Raw genomic sequence first — 19,354 nt, forward strand, 5'->3', positions numbered from 1 at the left:
CATGTCCTCAGAAAGGGGGTACCCCATGCTTTACGTTCAGCAAGACGACCAGGGTCAACTGGTGCGCGTGGAAGCGGCAGAGTTCGAAGGCTTCACCGGCATGCTCCCCGCCGATGACCAGCTCGTGCTCGCCTGGTATTCCAACCAGACCGTCGAAGCCAGCCTGATGCAGCTCAAGCAGAGCGACCAGGAAATGATCCGGGTACTGGAAGACCTCATCGGCCTGCTGATGACCAAGGGCGTGATCCGCATCACCGACCTGCCCCAGGCCGCGCAATCCAAGCTGCTCAGCCGTAACCAGGCACGCGAGGCCCTCGGCGGCCTGAACCGCCTGATCAACGACGAGGAGTCCGGCGTCATCTGACCCGGCCCCTGCCTCCCCCTTTGCCGCCGCTGCGCCGGGCCCTACACCGGCAACGGCACATCCGCGCCAACCAGTTCCTCTTCCCGTAGCGCCAACCAGAACGCCCGAGGCACCTCGGCCTGCAGTTGCGCCATGTACTGCGCCGGGCGTGCCGGTGTCGCGGTGCCGGGAATCACCGACAGCACCGCCGGGTTGGCCAGGCAGAACTGCAGCGCCGCTGCCCGCGAATCGATGCCGAAGCGCTCGCACAGCGCCATCAGCCGCTGCGCCCGGCTCTTCACCTCCGCCGGGATGCGGTCGTACTCGTAGTGATCGCTCCCGGCCAGTACACCGGAATTGAACGGCCCACCGACGACGATGCCCACGCCGCGCGCGAGGCAGGCGGGAAACAGCTTCTCCAGCGCCTCGCGGTGGTCCAGCAGGCTGTAGCGCCCGGCCAGCAGAAACAGGTCCGGGTCGGCCTGTTCCAGCGCCAGTCGGCAGGGTTCGACACGGTTCACGCCCAGCCCCCAGCCACGGATCAGCCCCTCCTCGCGCATGGCCGTCAGCTCCTTCGCCGCCCCCGCCATGGCCTGGGCGAAGTACTCGCGCCAGCGCGGGCCATGCTGGTCCTCGGAGACGTCATGGATGAACACCAGATCGATGCGTTCCACGCCCATGCGCACCAGACTGTCCTCCAGGGAGCGCCGGGCGCCGGCGGCGGAGTAGTCGAGGATGCGCCGGTTGGGCAGCTCATGGACGAAGGGCTTGGCGTTCTCCGGCGCGGCGGCCGGCTCCAGCAACCGCCCCACCTTGGTACTCAGCAGGTACTCGTCGCGCCGGCGGGTGCGCAGCAGGCGGCCGAAGCGTTCCTCGGCCAGCCCGGCGCCGTAATGGGGAGAGGTGTCGTAGTAGCGGAAACCGGCTTGCCAGGCGGCCACCAGTGTGGCGTCGGCCTGCTCTTCGGCCACGGAGTGGAACATATTGCCGAGCGGTGCGCCGCCCAGCCCGATACGCGGCAGGTGGATGCGCATGGAGCCTCCTGAAGTCCGTGTTCTGGCGTACTTCAGGGGACCGGGTGAAACGCCGGATGGTTCAAGGCAGCGGCCGGAAGGCGGGGCCGTGGCGCCCGCCTCCGCCCGGGATCAACGCCAGGGCGCAGGAACGCCAAACAGCTGGCCCTGGGCACCCTGGATGCCCATTTCCTGCAGCACCCGCAGCTCGCCCTCGGTCTCGACGCGCTCGGCGATCAGCGGCAGGTCGATGCTATGGGCCGCGCGCTGCATGGCCTCAATGAACAGGCGCTTGTCGTTCTCGGTGTCGATGGCGCGGATGTGGCTGCCATCCACCTTCAGGTAGGCCAGGCCCAGGCGCGCCAGGTTGCCGATCATGCTGAAGCGACCGCCGAAGTGCTGCAGGCTGAGGGCGAAACCCAGCTCGCGCAGGCGCCGGGTCAGGCTCTCCAGCACCGCCTGCTCGGGCAACTGGTCTTCCTCCAGTTCCAGGGTCAGGCGCGGGCCCAGTTGCGGATGCTGACGCAGCAGGTCGAGGGCACGGTTCAGCGCCTTCTCGTCACGCAGCAGCGCGCCGGACAGGTTCAGCGCCAGGGGCTGGTCGTGGCCGGCCATCTGCGCCAGCACCAGTTCCAGCATCACCAGGTCAAGGCGCGTGGACCAGCCGAAGCGCTCCAGCCAGGGCAGGAAACGCCCGGCGGGGATGCTCTCGCCCTGCTCGTCCGGCAGGCGCGACAGCACCTTGTAATGCAACACCCGCGACGGCTCGCGGCTGGCCACCACCGGCTGGAAGAACAGCTGGAAGCGCCCCTGGGCCAGGGCTTTGTCCAGCAAGGCGTGCCAGGCGTGACGGTCATCGCCGACATTGCCGGCGCTGGTCTGCTCGATGCACGCCCAGGCGCGGTCGGCCTGGCGCTCGGCCTGGGCCAGGGCCTCGTCGGCGAGCATCATCAGGTCCTGCTGCGACTCGCCCGGGGCGAAGGGCACCAGGCCGATATGGGCCACGGGATGGGTGTCGGTGGCACCAGTGCTGGCCAGGCTGCCCAGGGCGCCATCGAGGCGGGTGGCCAGTTGCTCGGCCTCCTCGCGCACCAGGCCCGGCGCCAGCAGGATGAACTCGCCACCGCGGCTACGCGCCAGCAACTGGCCGGCGCCCTGCCCCGCGCTGTTGCGCGCGAGCTGCTCGGCCACGGCCTTGAGCAACTGGTCGGTGCGCTGGCCACCCAGGCGCTGGTTGAGGCCGGCCAGGTCGTTGACCCGCAACAGCAGCAGGTAGCCGCTGCTGGCCTGGTCCTCGGCACTCAGGCGGGCGCTGAGCTGCATCTCGAAATAACGGCGGTTGCCCAGGCCGGTGAGGCTGTCCTGGTAGGCCTCGTCACGCAGGCGCTCGCTGCGCTCGGCCTGCTCCTGGAACAGCGCCTTGAGCTTCTCCACCATCTGGTTCATCGCCTGCACCACACGGCGCAGCTCGGGGGTGCGCGGCAACTGCGGCAGGCTGAGGAATTCGCGACGGGCGATGGCGTGGGACTGCTCCACCATGTAGTCCAGCGGGCGCAGCTGGCGGCGCAGCAGCACCGCACCGAGGCCGGCGCTGACCAGGCCGCACAGAGCCAGCCAGCCGAGGCTGCCGAGGGCGCTCTGCCACAGCTTGGCGATGGCGAACATCGGGTGGCTCTGCACCTCGACCCGCGCGGCCTGGGTCCAGCCACGGCTGACAATGGCATCGCCGCCGGCCGACTCCAGGCCGATCAGCGACACGAACCACTGCGGCACCTGGGCCGCCACCGCATCGGGCACGCCGGTGCGCTCCACGATCACCTTGCCGGTGGCCATGTCGATCACGCGGATGCGCTCGAAGTAGCCGCTGTCGAAGATCGAACTGACCATCAGCTCGACCATCGCCGCATCGTCGATGTGCGGCGTCAGCGACAGGCCCAGGGCCGTCGCCGCGTCCTGGGCATGGGAACGCAACTGGTTGACGTACTGCTCGCGCGAGCTTTCCAGGCTGACCATGAAGCTGCCGCTGAAGGCGACGACCAGGAACAGGCAGATGGCGATCAACAGCTGTTTGAACAGGGACATCTCGACTCCGCTATTCGCTCGTGGGAAAGCCTTCGGCTTTCATCTTTTTCAACAGGTCCTGCCAGCGGGACAGACGCTTGGCGTCGCCCACCTTCTTGCCGCCGCCCTGGTTGGTCAGCCACAGGCCCTCACCGTTGAAGGCGTAGACCGGCAACAGGTCACTGCGCTGGGACGCCGGCAGGATGCTGCCGATCAGGTTGTCCAGCACCAGGGGCACCGCGTCGGGCTTCTCGTAATAGGTCAGCACCATGTGCGCCTGGTTCAGGCGTAGTGCCTTGACGTAGGTGATGCGCAGCTTCTCCGCCGGCACCCCCAGGTGACGCAGGCTGATGTACTTGGCGATGGCGTAGTCCTCGCAATCGCCCGCCCCGCGGCGCAACGCCTCCACCGGTGTCGCCCAGTAATCCACCTGGTTCCACAGGGCGAGGTCATCAGTGAAACGCAGCTTGGCGTTGAAGAAGCGATTGACCTCCTTCAACTGCTCCGCCTCGCTGGCGCCCGCCTGGCTGGCCAGCAGGCGCTGCCAGTCATCGATGCGCTGCTTGCCATCGCCCAGGGGGCCATAGAGGGATTCGGCGCGACGGCTGATCAGGGTGAAATCCCAATCCGCCTGCAGGGCACCGGCCAGCAAGGCGAACAGCAACAGCAGCGCCGGGCCTATAACCCCCGGCCTACCCGTGCTTCGCCATTTGCCGATACTGCTGAGCAAAATCCGATTTCCTGCCAATGGAACCGACAGGCGGCCCCGATAACGAGGCGCGAATGGTGCGGGCTGGAAGCGGAAAAAACAATGGCACAGTGCCCCTATCCGACCTGCGCCGTGAGGGTTTCAGTGCCATCGGAAACACGGAGCCCCGTAGGTTGGGCTGAGGGACGAAGCCCAACGCAGCAGGGTCGGGCCTCGCTCCGTTGGGCCTCGCTGCGCTCGGCGCCAACCTACGGCGCCATGCCCAACCCAACCACCGTGCCGGTGTAGGTCGGGTGCAACCCGACAAGGGTTTCGCACAACAACATCGCGGGTTTCACCCGCCCTACCACCGCACTCCACCGACGGTGGCGACGGGAGCACCCAGGCGTAGCCCGGGCTTCAGCCCGGGAACGGTGGAGGCAGGATCAGCGCAGCCCGCGCAGATGGAGGAAGCCGAACAGCAGCACCTGGGTGCGCTCCAGCCAGGGGAAGGGACGGGCCTTGAGCTTGCGGTTGAACAGCGCGGCCTCGGCCACGTGGACCAGCAGCATCACACCGGCCACCAGCAGCAGGGGGCGGTGCAGGGGCTCGCCGAAGGGGTAGACGATGTTGAGGATCGCCACCAGCCAGAACATGGCCAGGGCGCCCTTGGCGAACGACAGGACGTGCATAGGGGTTCTCCATTGCAAGGTTGAGCCTTGCAGTGTGCCGTCTCCGGTCGCGCGCGCCTTCCGCACTTTCGTTTGGCCGGCGCGCGCGACGGTGGGTCAGCCCGCCTGCGCGCTCGGGGTGGGTCAGCGCACCGTCAGGGCGATGGGGGCGTCCTCGAAGTCGAAGCAACCGAGGAAGGTCTTGATGTCCAGCAGGTTGCCGTCCACCTTCACGTCGCCCAGCAGCGCGCCCTTGAGCAGGCCGTTCTCGCCGCTGATCACGGTGTCGAGGTAGGTCTTGTCGAAGGTCAGCTTCAACGTGGTGCCCTCGGGGATGCCCGGGTGCATCTCCACCACGCCGCGGCGTATCTCTAGCGCCCACTGCTCGTTGATATCGGGGAAGACGAAGCCCAGGGTGAGGTTCACGTCGGCGCTCTTCTCCGGGTCGATGCGGGTGACCCAGTTCTGCAGGAAGATCCGCGCCGGCAGGTTCTTCAGCATGTCCGGCGAGAGGAAGGCGTTGCGCAGCCCCTGGGACAGCTGCAGCGCGGCATCGCCCTCGAGCTTGCCCTCCAGCTCCATGGCGCTCATCAGGTACCAGTTGCGCCAGTTGATGTTCATGCTGGCGTAGCCCAGGCGGCGGAAGCTGCGGGCCTTGATGTCGCGAGCCAACTTGTCGTCGTGGTCGACGCGGATGGCGTAGCTGGCCAGCTCGGCCGCCCATTGCCAGTCCCCCTTGAGGTAGGCGTCGCCGGCGGCCAGCAGCAGCTTGTCACGCCCACCCATGAGGGCGATCAGGCGCTTGGCCTTCTCCGCCGGCGGCGTCGGGTCGAGGTCCACCGGGTCGCCCTGGAACCAGCCCAGGTAGCCCTGGTAGATCTGCCGCACGCTGTGCTTCACGGTGCCGTAGTACTCGCGCAGGTAGGGCGTGTAACCGGCCAGGTGCGGCGGCAGCTTGACCTTCTCCACCAACTCGTCGGGGGTCAGGCCCTTGTTCATCCAGCGCACGGTCTGATCGTGGATGTAGGCGATGGCGTCGCGGGTCATGCGCAGCACCTCTTCCACCTTGTCGCGGCCGGACACCGGCTGGCCGTGCAGCGGCACCATGTAGTCGGCCTTGAAGGCACGCAGCTTGTCGAGGCTCTGCACCCACACCACCGGGTCGCGGAACTTGGTGCCGCGCAGGGTGTGGACGTTGGGCAGGGTCGGCCCCTGGGTCACCTCGGCACTGATCAGCACGCGGTTGTCCGGCAGGTAGAGGACGATCTCGTCCGGCGCCTCGCTGGGCACATGGAGGAACTGCACCTTCAGCCCGGCGATGGTGGTATCCAGGGCTTCCTTGAAGGTGACGGTCGGCGCGATGAAGGTGGAGGCGCCGGGATGGGCCAGCGGGCCGAGGCCGGAGTTCATGTCGCGCTTGTCGCTGTCCGGCAGGGCCGCGCCGAAGCTGTAGCCCGAGCGCATGCCGAGGATCGGACCCACCAGCGCGCCCTGGGTCACCACGTTGTCCAGCAGGGTTTCCTGGGCGTAGATCTGCACCTCGCCACGCTTCACCTGCTCTTCGCTGACGAAGCCCTTCACGCCGTTGATGTGGTCCGGGTGGAAGTGGGTGTAGACGATGGCCTTGATCGGCTTGGCGCTGATCTTGCGGAACTCCGCCAGCACCTTGCGCGACTGCTCGGCGGACTCGCCCGTGTCGACGATGATCAGGCCTTCCGGCGCCTCGATCATCACGCTGTTGGCCAGGTTCCAGCCCACCGCCGACCAGACGTTGTCGGCGATCTTGTAGACCTTCTCGTCAAAGTGCCGGGTGTGCTCGGCAAGCTCGGCGTTGATGCTCGGCTCCAGGGTCTCGTCGGGCAGCGTCGCGTCGGCGCCGAATGGCAGGGCGGCGGCCAGCAGCAGGCCGCCGAAGCGGGTGGTGATGCGCATGATGTCGGCTCGTTGTTGTTATGGGAGCAGACAGGCTGGCAGGCACCGGTCAATAATTCCAATGCATTCCTCTGCCGAAATCGATGCGGGATACGCATGAACGACCTACGCCAGCTCCGCCACTTCGTCGCCCTCGCACAACACGGCCACTTCGCCCGTGCGGCGGAGGCCGTCAACCTCAGCCAGCCGGCCCTCAGCCGCAGCATCCAGGCCCTGGAGGCCAGCCTCGGCTGCAGCCTGCTGGACCGCGGCCCCCGGCAGATCGCCCTCACCGCCCACGGCCGATTGGTGCTGGAGCATGCCCAGCGCCTGCTGGACGGCCGCCGCGCCCTGCACAGCGCCGTGGCGCAGTTGGAGAACCTCGACAGCGGCGAACTGCGCCTGGGTGCCGGCCCCTACCCCGCCGCGCGCCTGGTGCCCCGCACGCTGGGCCGCTTCGCCGGGGCCCACCCGGGCGTGCAGGTGCAGTTGCGCATCGAGGATTGGCACAGCCTGCGCAGCCAATTGCTGGGGGACGCCATCGAGCTGTTCGTGGCGGACGTGCGCGAGTTCGAAGGCGACCCGCTGCTGCACATCACGCCCCTGCGCCGCCACGCCGGCACCCTCTTCTGCCGCCCCAGCCACCCGCTGCTGCAGCGACCCCGCCTGCGGGTCGAGGACCTGGCCGTCTACCCGCTGGCCGGCACCCAGCTGCCCGTCGAGGTGGCGCGCACCCTCGGTGCGCTGAACAACAAGGCGCAACCGCTGGGCATCGAGTGCGACAACTTCATGGTGCTCAAGGCCCTGGTGGCCGACAGCGAGGTGATCAGCATGGCGCCCTGGGACGTACTGGCCGAAGACGTCGCGGCCGGCCGCCTGGCGGTGCTGCTGCCGGTGGACAACCTCGACGCCCGCTCGGCCTATGGCATCGTCAGCCACGCCGGGCGCAGCCTGTCACCGGCTGCGCGGGCGATGGTGGAGTACTTGCTGGAAGAAGACGCCCAGCCCATTACCGGCTATTAGCGTTGCCAACAGATTTGAGCTCAGCTCTTTACCGAGCTTGGGTGATGTTTCCTGTTTCGCCCACCCGGGCGAGTCCCTTTTAACAATCGCCTTAAAAGGAACCAAAAGGGCTTGCCCCATCATCCGGCCCCGGCTTCGCCGGGGTTCCCTCACTTCATCGCCGCTCTGGGGGCCGGCGCGATGGGCCATCCATGGCCTGGCGCGCCTCTCGCGGCATCCATGCCGCTCGTCCCCCGGCGCAACGACTGCGTTCGGCCTCCTGGAGGGGCGTTGGTCGCCGCTCCAACTCTCTAGCCAGGTTTCAGATCTCAGTGCGCTTGAGCTGACCGAAACACCGGAATCGAAGCGCTCGCCTTAGGCCACGGCCCTCGCATGGGTCTACGAAAGCTTGTCAGCGACGGTTCTGCTGCGACCAGTCACTGCGGTGCGGGCGGATGGGGTTTTCGTGGGGGCGCACCTGGTAGGCCGGCGGCACGGCGTAGCTGGGGCGACCGCCGCCCTGGTTCCAGCCCCGTTGCGGCGGGCGGTTGCCGCCCCAGTTCTGCAGGCGCGGGGTGTAGTCGTGGCGACGCTCGTTCCAGTCCGGGCGCGGCGGGTTGCGGTTGTCCCAGCGCCGCGAGTCGTGCCGGTTGTCATGGCGATCGTCGTGGCGGTCGTAGCGATGGTCGTTGCGCCCGTCGTAGCGGCGGTCATGGCGCGGCGGCTGGTAGGGCTGCGGGCGCACCTGGTAGTAGCGCTGCGGCTGGTAGATGCGCTCGGTCCGGTAGTAGTAGGTCGGAGAACCCTGGTAATAGGCCGGCTGCTGCACGACATAGCCACCGCCGCCATAGCTGCGCGGGTAGCCACGGTAATCGTCGTCATAGTCGTAGACGGCACAACCACCCAGGGACAGGCCCAGTACTGCGATCAACATCGTTCGATAGGACATGGCGGCCTCCTTCAACCGCTGGGACGGCGCCAACGAATGTCGGCACCCGGGATTTCTCCCACAATCTTCGACACCGTTTCACACGGCCGGTGTGCATCCCTCCGTCGGCAAAATCCATTTCCAGTTATTACCGCGCACCAGCATGAAGCGCCCCGCCCCAGAGACGGGCACGCCCCGCCCCTTTACAGCGCTGGCATTCACTCCGCCCTGCCCCACAACGCCCGCCGCCAGCGGCTCGCGCCGGGTTGGCACGGCCTTCGCTAAGGATCAGGCGTGCAGGAGCAACCCGGTGGAAGCCGGGGTCCGCGGCACCACAATTTGCAATGGCTGGCTAGGGTTCCGGCTCGCGAAAGCGGGTGGCTGGTCCGAGAGCCGGCGACCTCCTCCGAGGTTACACGGCGGGACAAAAGCCCGGGAGAACGCGCCCCTGCATGCAGGGAAGTGCCGCGCCGCTCCCGCTGTCCCTAACCGAACTGGAGGTCATCCATGCGCAAGCCCCGTCTGTTCGCCGTACTCGCTGCCGGCCTAGCCGCCGCCATCAGCTTCAACTCCAACGCAGCGCAGAAGGACAGCTTCAACGTCTGCTGGACCATCTATGCCGGCTGGATGCCATGGGAATACGGTGCCACCCAGGGCATCGTCGACAAATGGGCGAAGAAGTACGGGATCGACATCCAGGTCACCCAGCTCAACGACTACGTCGAGTCGATCAACCAGTACACCGCCGGCCAGTTCGACGGCTGCACCATGACCAACATGGACGCCCTGACCATCCCCGCTGCCGGCGGCGTGGACAGCACCGCGCTGATCGTCAGCGACTTCTCCAATGGCAACGACGGCATCGTGCTCAAGGGTGAAGGCAAGACCCTCGGCGACCTCAAGGGCCTGCCGGTGAACCTGGTGGAGCTGTCCGTCTCCCACTACCTGCTGGCCCGCGCCCTGGAGCGCGCCCACCTGGCCGAGAAGGACGTGCAGGTGGTGAACACCTCCGATGCCGATATCGCCGCCGCCTTCGACACCGACGAAGTGCAGGCGGTAACCACCTGGAACCCGATGCTCGCCGAGATCAAGGCCAAGCCCGGCACCAGCCTGGTGTTCGACTCCAGCAAGGTGCCCGGCGAGATCATGGACATGATGGTGGTGAACACCGAGACCCTGAAGGACAACCCGGCCCTGGGCAAGGCGCTGACCGGTGCCTGGTTCGAGATCGTCGCGCTGATGAAGGCCGGCAGCGCCGAGAGCACCGCCGCACTGACGCACATGGCCAAGGCCTCGGGCACCGACCTGGCCGGTTACCAGGCCCAGCTGGACGCCACCCGCCTGTTCGCCACACCGGCCGAGGCCCTGGAGTTCGTCACCCGCCCGAAGCTGCCGGCGACCATGGACAAGGTGGCCACCTTCTCCTTCGCCCACGGCCTGCTGGGTGAAGGTGCCAAGGATGCCCACGCGGTGGGCATGAGCTTCGCCAAGGGCGTGGTCACCGGCGACAAGGCCAACGTCAAGCTGCGCTTCGACCCGACCTACGTGCAGATGGCCGCCGAAGGGAAGCTCTGACCGCCGACACGGTTCCGTAGGTTGGTGCCAAGCGCAGCGCGGCCCAACGTTGGGCCTCGTTCCTCGGCACCAACCTACCCGCCCCCTATCACCGAGACCTCGCCATGCGCCTGATCAACCGCCACCCGGACCGTGCAGGAAGGCTGCTGCTGATCCTGCTGCCCTTCGCCCTGCTGCTGTTCGCCTACTTCACCGGGTCGGCGGCGCGGCTCACGGAAAACCCCAACGACAAGCTGCTGCCCAGCGCCACGCAGATGGTCGACGCGGTGCAACGCCTGGCCTTCACCGAAGACAAGCGCAGCGGCCAATACCTGTTCTGGCAGGACAGCGCCTCCAGCCTCAAGCGCCTGGCCATCGGCCTCGCCGTCGCCGCCCTGCTGGGCCTGTGCCTGGGCATCGCCGCCGGCACCCTGCCGCTGTTCGGCGCGCCGTTGTCGCCGCTGCTCACGGTGCTGTCGATGGTGCCGCCGCTGGCGATCCTGCCGATCCTGTTCATCGTCTTCGGCCTCGGCGAGCTGTCCAAGGTGATGCTGATCGTCATCGGCATCACCCCGGTGCTCGCCCGCGACCTGGAGCAGCGCGCCCGGGAGATCCCCCGCGAACTGCTGATCAAGGCGCAGACCCTGGGCGCCAACACCTGGACCCTGATCCTGCGCGTGGTGCTGCCGCAGCTGCTGCCGCGCCTGCTCATCTCCCTGCGCCTGGTGCTGGGCTCGGCCTGGCTGTTCCTCATCGCCGCCGAGGCCATCGCCTCCACCGACGGCCTCGGCTACCGCATCTTCCTGGTCCGCCGCTACCTGGCCATGGACGTGATCCTGCCCTACGTGGTGTGGATCACCCTGCTCGCCTGGCTGATGGACCTGGGCCTGCGCCAGCTCACCCGCCTGGCCTTCCCCTGGTACGAAGGAGCCAAGGCATGAGCGCCTTCATCGAAGTGAAGAACCTGTGGCAGGAATACGGTGAGCAGGTGGTGCTGGAGAACCTCAGCCTGAGCGTCGCCGAAGGCGAGTTCTGCACCCTGGTCGGCGCCTCGGGCTGCGGCAAGTCCACCTTCCTGCGCATGCTGCTGGGCCAGGAAACGCCCAGCCGTGGCCAGCTGCTGCTGGACGGCCAGCCCCTGGTGGCCGAGCCCGATGCCAGCCGCGGCGTGGTGTTCCAGCGCTACTCGGTGTTCCCCCACCTCTCGGTGCTGGACAACGTCGCCCTCGGCCTGGAGCTGCCCCGCGCGCCGCTGTTCGGCCGCCTGTTCGGCGGTGCCCGTCGCGCCGCCCGTGAACAGGCCGCCGTGATGCTGGAGAAGGTCGGCCTCGACCACGCCCTCGGCAAGTACCCCGCGCAGCTCTCCGGCGGCATGCAGCAGCGCCTGGCCATCGCCCAGGCGCTGGTGATGAAGCCCCGCGTGCTGCTGCTCGACGAGCCCTTCGGCGCCCTCGACCCGGGCATCCGCAAGGACATGCACGAGCTGCTGCTGGGCCTGTGGCAGGAAACCCGGCTGACCGTGTTCATGGTCACCCACGACCTGGCCGAAGGCTTCACCCTCGGCACCCGGCTGATGGTCTTCGACAAGGTCCGCCATGACCCGCAGGCGCCCGGCGCCTATGGCGCACGCATCACCTACGACATCCCCCTGAACAGCGACCGCCGCGCCGCGCGCGCCGCCGTCGAAGCCCTGCCGGAGCGCGTCACCCGCGCCCTGCAGCCCGCCCCGGCCCATTGAAAGGAGCCCGACCATGACCGCATCCCTGGCCCTGCGCCCCACCCTTTATGAAGAAACCGTCCCCGGCGGCGGCCACACCTCCTTCGTCCTCAAGCGCGGCCAGCTGCTGCGCATCAGCGACATCGAAGGCGGCGCCAACGTCAGCCTGCTGCTGTTCAACGCCGCCGAGAAAAGCGAGCGCCTGAACCTGCCGGACAGCCTCAAGTGCCAGCACACCGCCAAGCTCACCGCCGGCCACTGCCTGTACTCGGACATGGGCCGCGTGCTCGCCGCCATCACCGCCGACAGCTGCGGCTGGCACGACAGCTTCGGCGGCGTGCTCAGTGCCAATGAAGTGCAGGAGAAATACGGCGCCGGCCGCTACCAGGAACTGCGCAACGGCTTCTTCCGCAACGGCGTCGACAACCTGCTGGTGGAGATGGGCAAGTGGGACCTGAACCTGCAGGACCTGCTCATGTGCCTGAACCTGTTCAGCAAGGTCACGGTGGACGCCGACGGCTGCTTCCACTTCCAGCCCGGCCACTCGAAAGCCGACGACTACGTCGAGCTCTACGCGCCGATGGACAGCCTGGTGGTGCTCACCGCCCTGCAGCACCCCATGGACCCCGACCCCGTTTACGCCCCGAAGCCGGTGAACCTGAGCTGGCACAAGGTCGAGAGCGACGGCATCAGCGTGCTCTGCCGCACCTCGCGCCCGGAAAACGGCCGCGGCTTCCACAACACCGAACGTCTGTACATCTGAGGGCTACCCGATGAACCCCACTCCCAGCGACAAGCACCCCGAAGCCGCCGTCTACACCGCCGTGATCGCCGCCGGCGAACCCTTCATGACCGAAGTGAAGGCCGGCCAGACCCTGCGCCTGCTCGACCTCGAAGGCAACCAGGCGGTGGACACCCTCTTCTACAGCGCGCAGAACCCCCGCGAGCGCTATGACGTGCAGCGCACCCTGCGCAAGCAGAACCGCGTCTACCTCAGCGCCGGCAGCGTGCTCTATTCGAACCTCGGCAACCCCATGCTGAGCATCGTCGCCGACACCTGCGGCCGCCACGACACCCTCGGCGGCGCCTGCGCCCAGGAAAGCAACACCGTGCGCTACGCCCTGGACACCCGCTACATGCACAGCTGCCGCGACAACTTCCTGCGCGCCAGCCTGCATGACGGCCGCCTGGCCAAGCGCGACATCAGCGCCAACATCAACTTCTTCATGAACGTGCCGGTCACCCCCGAAGGCGGCCTCACCTTCGAGGACGGCATCTCCGCCCCCGGCAAATACGTCGAGCTGGTCGCGCACATGGACATCATCGTCCTCATCTCCAACTGCCCACAGCTGAACAACCCCTGCAACGGCTACAACCCCACCCCGGCGCAGGTGTTGGTATGGGAGTGAAAGAGCAGCTGGAAGCGGGAAGCCGGAAGCAGGAAGCCTTTCGGCGCTGGCTGTTCCGCCTGTGCCAGAGCCGCTCAGGGCAATGCCTGCAAACACCGCCGAAAAAATCGGAGCCGACGCTCTAGCTTCTGGCTTCTGGCTTCTGGCTTCTGGCTTCCAGCTTCCAGCTTCCAGCTTCCAGCTTCCAGCTTCCAACTGATGCTCCGCGGACGACCGTGGCGCAGACCCAATTCCGGCGGGACGGCCCGCCACCCATGAGGCCGACCTCATGTTCAAGAAATTGCTGATCGCCAACCGCGGCGCCATCGCCTGCCGCATCCTCCGCACCCTGCGCCAGCTCGACGTGCGCGGCGTCGCCGTGTACGCCGAGGCGGATGTCGCCAGCCTGCACGTCCAGCAGGCCGACGAGGCGCACAGCCTGGGCGACGGCCCAGCCGCCAGCACCTACCTGGTGGTGGAGAAGATCCTCGCCGTGGCCCGCGAGAGCGGCGCCCAGGCGATCCACCCGGGCTATGGCTTCCTCTCCGAGAACGCCGCCTTCGCCGAGGCCTGCGAGGCGGCCGGCATCGCCTTCGTCGGGCCGACGCCCGCGCAGCTGCGCGTCTTCGGCCTCAAGCACACCGCCCGTGCCCTGGCCAAGGCCGAGGGGGTGCCGATGCTCGAAGGCACTGAACTGCTGGAAAGCCTCGACGCGGCGCTGGTGGCTGGCGAGCAGGTGGGCTACCCGGTGATGCTGAAAAGCACCGCCGGCGGTGGCGGCATCGGCATGCGCGTATGCCGCTCGGCCAGTGAGCTGAGCGAGGCCTTCGACGCGGTGAAGCGCCTGGGGCAGAACAACTTCAGCGACGCCGGGGTGTTCATCGAGAAGTACATCCAGCGCGCCCGCCACCTGGAAGTGCAGGTGTTCGGCGACGGCCGTGGCGAGGTGATCGCCCTCGGCGTGCGCGACTGCTCGGTGCAGCGGCGCAACCAGAAGGTGCTAGAGGAAACCCCCGCGCCCAACCTGCCCGCCGGCATGGCCGAGGACCTTTGCGCCGCCGCCATCCAGCTGGCCAAGGCGGTCAGCTACCGCAGCGCCGGCACCGTGGAATTCGTCTACGACAGCGAGGCCGAGCGCTTCTACTTCCTCGAAGTGAACACCCGCCTGCAGGTGGAACACGGCGTTACCGAACAGGTCTGGGGCGTCGACCTGGTGCGCTGGATGGTCGAACTGGCCGCCGGCACCCTGCCCCCGCTCGCCGAGCTGGCCCGTGGCCTTGCGCCCAGCGGCCACGCCATCCAGGCGCGCCTCTACGCCGAGGACCCGGGCCGCGACTTCCAGCCCAGCCCCGGCCTGCTCACCGCCGTGCACTTCCCCGAGGCGGACGGCCGCGCCCTGCGCATCGACACCTGGGTGGAAGCCGGCTGCGAGATCCCGCCCTACTTCGACCCGATGATCGCCAAGCTGATCACCTGGGCAGCGGACCGCGATGAGGCCAGCGTCGCCCTCGACCGCGCGCTGGCCGACACGCAGCTCTACGGCGTGGAAAGCAACCGCGACTACCTGCGGCAGATCCTGATCGACGCACCCTTCGCCAGCGGCCAGCCCTGGACCCGCTGCCTGGAAAACCTCGCCTACCGCGCCCACACCTTCGAAGTGCTCGGCGCCGGCACCCAAACCACGGTGCAGGACTACCCCGGCCGCCTCGGCTACTGGGCCGTGGGCGTGCCGCCGTCCGGTCCCATGGACAGCCGCGCCCTGCGCCTGGGCAACCGTCTGCTGGGCAACGCGGAAGGCACCGCCGCGCTGGAAATCACCATGAGCGGCCCCAGCCTGCGCTTCAACACCGACGCGGTGGTGGCCGTCACCGGCGCGCCGATCCCGCTCACCCTCGACGGTCAACCGCAGCTGCTGAACACCGCGCTGCGGGTGCCAGCCGGTTCCATCCTGGCCCTCGGCACCATCACCGGCGCCGGTGCGCGCAGCTACCTGTGCCTGCGCGGCGGCCTGCAGCTGCCGGACTACCTGGGCAGCAAGAGCACCTTCACCCTCGGCCAGTTCGGCGGCCACGGCGGCCGCGCCCTGCGCGCCGGCGACATGCTGCACCTGCTGCCCCTGGCCGACCATGCAGCCGGCGCCAGCCTGCCCGCCGAGCTGTGCCCGCCGCTGCCGGCGCTGCGCCGCATCCGTGTGATCTACGGCCCCCACGGCGCGCCGGAATACTTCACCCTGGCCTCTATCGAGACCTTCTTCGCCACCGCCTGGGAAGTACACTTCAACTCCAGCCGCACCGGCGTGCGCCTGATCGGCCCGAAGCCGGAATGGGTGCGCGAGAGCGGCGGCGAGGCCGGCCTGCACCCCTCCAACATCCACGACAACCCCTACGCCATAGGCGCGGTGGACTTCACCGGCGACATGCCGGTGATCCTCGGTCCGGACGGCCCCAGCCTCGGCGGCTTCGTCTGCCCGGTGACCATCATCGAAGCCGACCTCTGGCAACTCGGCCAGCTCAAGGCCGGCGACAAGGTGCGCTTCGAGCCGGTGGATATCACCACGGCGCGGGAATTGGCCCAGGCACGCAACCGCGAATGCACCACCCTCTGCACGAGCGAATTCATTCGCGATGCGGGTAGCAGCCAAATCGCGGATGAATCCGCTCCTACAAGTACGGCCGAGCTTTCGAGCCCCATCGTCCTCGACCTGGGCCAGGACGCCACACGCCTGGTGGCCCGCCTCTCCGGCGACACCCACCTGCTGCTGGAGATCGGCGCGGCGGAGCTGGACCTGGTGCTGCGCTTCCGCGGCCATGCGCTGATGCAGGCACTGGAGGCCGAGGCGCTGGCCGGCGTCATCGACCTGACCCCGGGCATCCGCTCGCTGCAGGTGCACTACCAGCCGGAGACCCTGCCCCTGGAACGCCTGCTGCAGGTGGTCGCGGGGCTCTGGGACGGCGTCTGCGCCGCCGGCGACCTCGCCGTGCCATCGCGCATCGTCCACCTGCCGCTGTCCTGGGACGACCCGGCCTGCCAGCTGGCCATCGAGAAGTACATGACCACCGTGCGCAAGGACGCACCCTGGTGCCCGAGCAACCTGGAGTTCATCCGCCGCATCAACGACCTGCCCAACCTCGACGAGGTGCAGCGCACGGTGTTCGACGCCCGCTACCTGGTGATGGGCCTGGGCGACGTCTACCTCGGCGCGCCGGTGGCCACCCCGCTGGACCCGCGCCACCGCCTGGTGACCACCAAGTACAACCCGGCGCGCACCTGGACGGCGGAGAACTCGGTGGGCATCGGCGGCGCCTACATGTGCGTGTATGGCATGGAAGGCCCCGGCGGCTACCAGTTCGTCGGCCGCACCCTGCAGATGTGGAACCGCTACCGCGACGTCGCGGCCTTCGACGGCAAGCCCTGGCTGCTGCGCTTCTTCGACCAGATCCGCTTCTACCCGGTGAGCGCCGATGAGCTGCTGCGCATCCGCCGCGACTTCCCCCTGGGGCGCTTCCCGCTGCGCATCGAGCACAGCGAACTGCGCCTGGCCGACTACCAGGCCTTCCTCGCCACCGAAGCCGAGGGCATCGCCGCCTTCCGCGCCCAGCAGCAGGGGGCGTTCAACGCCGAGCGCGAACGCTGGATCGCCTCCGGCCAGGCGCATTTCGACAGCGAGGAGCTGGCGCCGGACCTGGGCGAAGACGCGCCCCTGGGCGCCGGCCAGCACGCCATCGAAAGCCATATCGCCGGCAACCTCTGGCAGGTGCAGGTGGAGACCGGCGCCAGCGTCAAGGCCGGCGATGTGCTGGTGATCCTGGAGTCGATGAAGATGGAAATCCCCCTCACCGCCCCCCGCGACGGCGTGGTCCGCGAAGTCCGCGTGCAACCCGGCTCCCCGGTGCGCGCCGGGCAGCGGGTGGTGGTGATGGAGGAGGCGTAGGGGCCACACACGGCACGCCCCTCTCCATTTTGTGGAAGCGAATTCATTCGCGATGGATCATCCGGCCGCTCGCAGCAAGGTGCCGGCGGCGGGTCTTTCGCGGCTGAAGCCGCTCCTACAAGGCTGTGCCCGTTGCCATAAAGCGATCCATGTCGCGCGCCCGCACTCTACGCATTGCCCATCCACCGCGACGGTTCTAGAGTGCGAGGCGGCAACGCACGCAAAAGGACCCGCCATGCAGCCGCAAAACCGCGACCAGGCGCAGCAACGCGCTGACGACATCCAGGCCTTTCAGCGTGAAGCGGAACGCCTGCGCCAGGAGCAGGCACTGCCCCTGGACGACGCGCAGATGGCGCGCCTGGGCGAGCACCATCGCCGGGTGCTGGCCGACTTCCACGGCCGCTTCGATATCGACCCCGACAAGCAGACCCGCCGCCTGTCCCTGAGCATGCGCATCGCCTCGCTGCTGGGCGCCCTGGCCCTGGGCGCCAGCCTGCTGTTCTTCTTCTACCAGTTCTGGGGCCTGCTGCCGGAAAGCGCGCAGGTGCTGATCCTGGGCGGCGCGCCGCTGCTCGGCCTGGCGCTGACCTGGCAGGTGCGCCGCCGCGACCCGTCCGGCTATTTCAGCAAGCTGGCGGCGATGCTCACCTTCGTCGCCTTCGTGCTGAACCTGGTGATGCTCGGGCAAATCTTCAACATCACCCCCTCCGACCGTGCCTTCCTCGCCTGGGGTGCCTTCGCCCTGCTGCTGGCCTATGGCTGTGACGCACGCCTGCTGCTGGTGGCCGGGCTGATCTGCCTGATGGGCTTCGTCTCGGCACGGGTCGGCAGTTGGGGCGGCTGCTACTGGCTGCAGGTGGGCGAGCGCCCGGAAAACTTCATCCCGGCCGCGCTGGGGGTGTTCCTGATCCCGCAGTTCATCTCCCAGGCGGGCTACGCCGGCTTCGCCGCCACCTACCGCCTGGTGGGGCTGATCACCCTGTTCCTCACCCTGCTGATCCTCGCCAACTGGGGCAGCGGCAGCTACCTGCCCGGCAGCCACGACCTGATCGAGGGCGGCTACCAGCTGGCCGGCTTCGTGCTCGCGGCCCTGGGCATCTGGCTGGGCACCCGCCGCGACTGGCCCGAAGTGGTCAACGGCGCCCTGACCTTCTTCATCATCTTCCTCTACACCAAGCTCTTCGACTGGTGGTGGGAGCTGATGCCCAAGTACCTGTTCTTCCTGCTGCTCGGCCTGATCGCCGTGCTCATCCTGCTGGTGCTGGGCCGCCTGCGCCGCAGCTGGCTCAATGGGGAGGAACGCCCATGAAGCTCTTCGACCGCACCTACGCCCTGCCCGCCGCCCTGGCCCTGGTGCTAGCCACCAATGCCGTGGTCTTCGGCGGCGCCTGGTACAACCGCTCCGGCGAGCCGGACAGCAGCCTGCGCCTGAGCGAACGGGAAGTGCACCGCGACTACACCAGCTTCGGCTGGGGCAGCGATGAAAACAGCGCCCTGGCCCTGAGGCTGGACTGGCGCGTACTGCCGCTCAACGACGAGGACGAGCCATACCGGGGTGAATGGCTGGAGAACGACCGCCTGGTGGAGCTCGGCTTCCCGCCCTATGACCCGGCCGCCAATGAAATCGACCTGAACACCCATGAAGCCTTCCTGGTGCTGGAACTGGACGGCCCGGCCCGGCAGCAGGCGCTGCAGCGCGCCGAACAGCGGCTGCGAAAGGCCACCGAGGCCCTGGCCCGCGACCCGGGCGACAGTGAACGCAAGGAGCGCGAGTCGGACGCCCGCAAGGCGCTGGAGCAGGAACGTGATACCGCCAGCCGCCTGTTCGTGGTCGACGTCGGCCTGGACGCCGAAGCCCTGCGTGCACGCCACCCCGACCGCCAGCGACAGGCGGTGGTGCGTGGCGAAGTCTATGTCTGGCTGCGCACCGACGACGGCAAGACGCGCATGGTGGGCGAGATTTCGCGGCTCGCGGTGCCGGCCGTGCAGGTGCCCCTCCACTGGCGTGAGGCGCTGGACAGCCAGTTGCGCGACAGCGCCTACATGCCGCCCAACGGGCCGCTGGAACTGCAACTGAATTACGGCAAGCGCCTGGAGCCCTGGATCAGCGAGGTGGTGGTGCCCAAAGGCTGAAATGCCGGGCATAT

The 19,354-nt window shown here is 68.1% G+C and carries 16 protein-coding genes and 1 riboswitch; of the genes, 10 read left to right on the top strand and 6 right to left on the bottom strand.

The annotated features are described in order from the left end of the window. The first annotated feature begins 25 nt into the window (after window positions 1–25). Complete coding sequence (locus ACXI0U_RS12325) at window positions 26–364, top strand: hypothetical protein (protein WP_021218070.1); 339 nt, start codon at window positions 26–28, stop codon at window positions 362–364. Between the two features lie 41 nt (window positions 365–405). Here the strand turns inward: ACXI0U_RS12325 and ACXI0U_RS12330 are convergent, their stop codons facing one another. From ACXI0U_RS12330 to ACXI0U_RS12350, 5 genes are all read right to left on the bottom strand, one after another. Beyond that, a complete protein-coding gene (locus tag ACXI0U_RS12330; protein WP_479550331.1) occupies window positions 406–1,377 on the bottom strand; it encodes an aldo/keto reductase in 972 nt (323 codons plus the stop codon). A 111-nt stretch (window positions 1,378–1,488) separates the two neighbouring features. Beyond that, window positions 1,489–3,438, bottom strand: coding sequence for a cyclic di-GMP receptor LapD (gene lapD, locus ACXI0U_RS12335; protein ID WP_374980567.1), 1,950 nt, complete (start codon window positions 3,436–3,438; stop codon window positions 1,489–1,491). A gap of 10 nt (window positions 3,439–3,448) precedes the next feature. Beyond that, window positions 3,449–4,081, bottom strand: coding sequence for a cysteine protease LapG (lapG, locus tag ACXI0U_RS12340; RefSeq protein ID WP_021218073.1), 633 nt, complete (start codon window positions 4,079–4,081; stop codon window positions 3,449–3,451). A 470-nt stretch (window positions 4,082–4,551) separates the two neighbouring features. Continuing rightward, window positions 4,552–4,797, bottom strand: coding sequence for a DUF1145 domain-containing protein (locus tag ACXI0U_RS12345; RefSeq protein WP_021218074.1), 246 nt, complete (start codon window positions 4,795–4,797; stop codon window positions 4,552–4,554). A 123-nt stretch (window positions 4,798–4,920) separates the two neighbouring features. Then, complete coding sequence (locus ACXI0U_RS12350) at window positions 4,921–6,708, bottom strand: alkyl/aryl-sulfatase (protein ID WP_479550332.1); 1,788 nt, start codon at window positions 6,706–6,708, stop codon at window positions 4,921–4,923. 96 nt (window positions 6,709–6,804) lie between these two features. Here ACXI0U_RS12350 and ACXI0U_RS12355 point away from each other — a divergent pair, with 96 nt between their 5' ends. Next, the gene (locus tag ACXI0U_RS12355) at window positions 6,805–7,710 is read left to right on the top strand and encodes a LysR family transcriptional regulator (protein ID WP_021218076.1); all 906 of its coding nucleotides are present in this window, start codon (window positions 6,805–6,807) and stop codon (window positions 7,708–7,710) included. Between the two features lie 391 nt (window positions 7,711–8,101). Here ACXI0U_RS12355 and ACXI0U_RS12360 read toward each other — a convergent pair whose 3' ends face one another. Then, complete coding sequence (locus ACXI0U_RS12360; protein WP_479550333.1) at window positions 8,102–8,638, bottom strand: hypothetical protein; 537 nt, start codon at window positions 8,636–8,638, stop codon at window positions 8,102–8,104. 320 nt (window positions 8,639–8,958) lie between these two features. Beyond that, window positions 8,959–9,058, top strand: a riboswitch (guanidine-I (ykkC/yxkD leader). 66 nt (window positions 9,059–9,124) lie between these two features. Here ACXI0U_RS12360 and ACXI0U_RS12365 point away from each other — a divergent pair. The 8 genes from ACXI0U_RS12365 (at window position 9,125) to ACXI0U_RS12400 (ending at window position 19,340) form a co-directional block, all read left to right on the top strand. Continuing rightward, window positions 9,125–10,192, top strand: a complete 1,068-nt coding sequence (locus ACXI0U_RS12365) for a putative urea ABC transporter substrate-binding protein (RefSeq protein WP_479550334.1) — start codon at window positions 9,125–9,127, stop codon at window positions 10,190–10,192. A 104-nt stretch (window positions 10,193–10,296) separates the two neighbouring features. Next, complete coding sequence (locus tag ACXI0U_RS12370) at window positions 10,297–11,112, top strand: ABC transporter permease (RefSeq protein WP_263401918.1); 816 nt, start codon at window positions 10,297–10,299, stop codon at window positions 11,110–11,112. Next, window positions 11,109–11,909: an ABC transporter ATP-binding protein gene (locus ACXI0U_RS12375; RefSeq protein WP_271658152.1), complete on the top strand. Its 801-nt coding sequence runs from the start codon at window positions 11,109–11,111 to the stop codon at window positions 11,907–11,909. Before ACXI0U_RS12370 ends, ACXI0U_RS12375 begins: the two co-directional genes overlap by 4 nt. A 13-nt stretch (window positions 11,910–11,922) precedes the next feature. Continuing rightward, a complete protein-coding gene (locus ACXI0U_RS12380) occupies window positions 11,923–12,651 on the top strand; it encodes an urea amidolyase associated protein UAAP1 (protein ID WP_184491786.1) in 729 nt (242 codons plus the stop codon). Between the two features lie 10 nt (window positions 12,652–12,661). After that, the gene (locus ACXI0U_RS12385; RefSeq protein WP_479550335.1) at window positions 12,662–13,297 is read left to right on the top strand and encodes an urea amidolyase associated protein UAAP2; all 636 of its coding nucleotides are present in this window, start codon (window positions 12,662–12,664) and stop codon (window positions 13,295–13,297) included. 268 nt (window positions 13,298–13,565) lie between these two features. Beyond that, the gene (uca, locus tag ACXI0U_RS12390; RefSeq protein ID WP_479550336.1) at window positions 13,566–17,207 is read left to right on the top strand and encodes an urea carboxylase; all 3,642 of its coding nucleotides are present in this window, start codon (window positions 13,566–13,568) and stop codon (window positions 17,205–17,207) included. A 235-nt stretch (window positions 17,208–17,442) separates the two neighbouring features. Further along, window positions 17,443–18,516: a DUF2157 domain-containing protein gene (locus ACXI0U_RS12395; RefSeq protein ID WP_374980559.1), complete on the top strand. Its 1,074-nt coding sequence runs from the start codon at window positions 17,443–17,445 to the stop codon at window positions 18,514–18,516. After that, entirely contained in the window at window positions 18,513–19,340 is an 828-nt protein-coding gene (locus ACXI0U_RS12400; protein WP_021218085.1) for a DUF4824 family protein, read from the top strand. The genes ACXI0U_RS12395 and ACXI0U_RS12400 overlap by 4 nt, the downstream gene beginning before the upstream one ends. The last annotated feature ends 14 nt before the right edge of the window (window positions 19,341–19,354 follow it).

The organism is Pseudomonas sp. C9D1 (assembly GCF_056491235.1).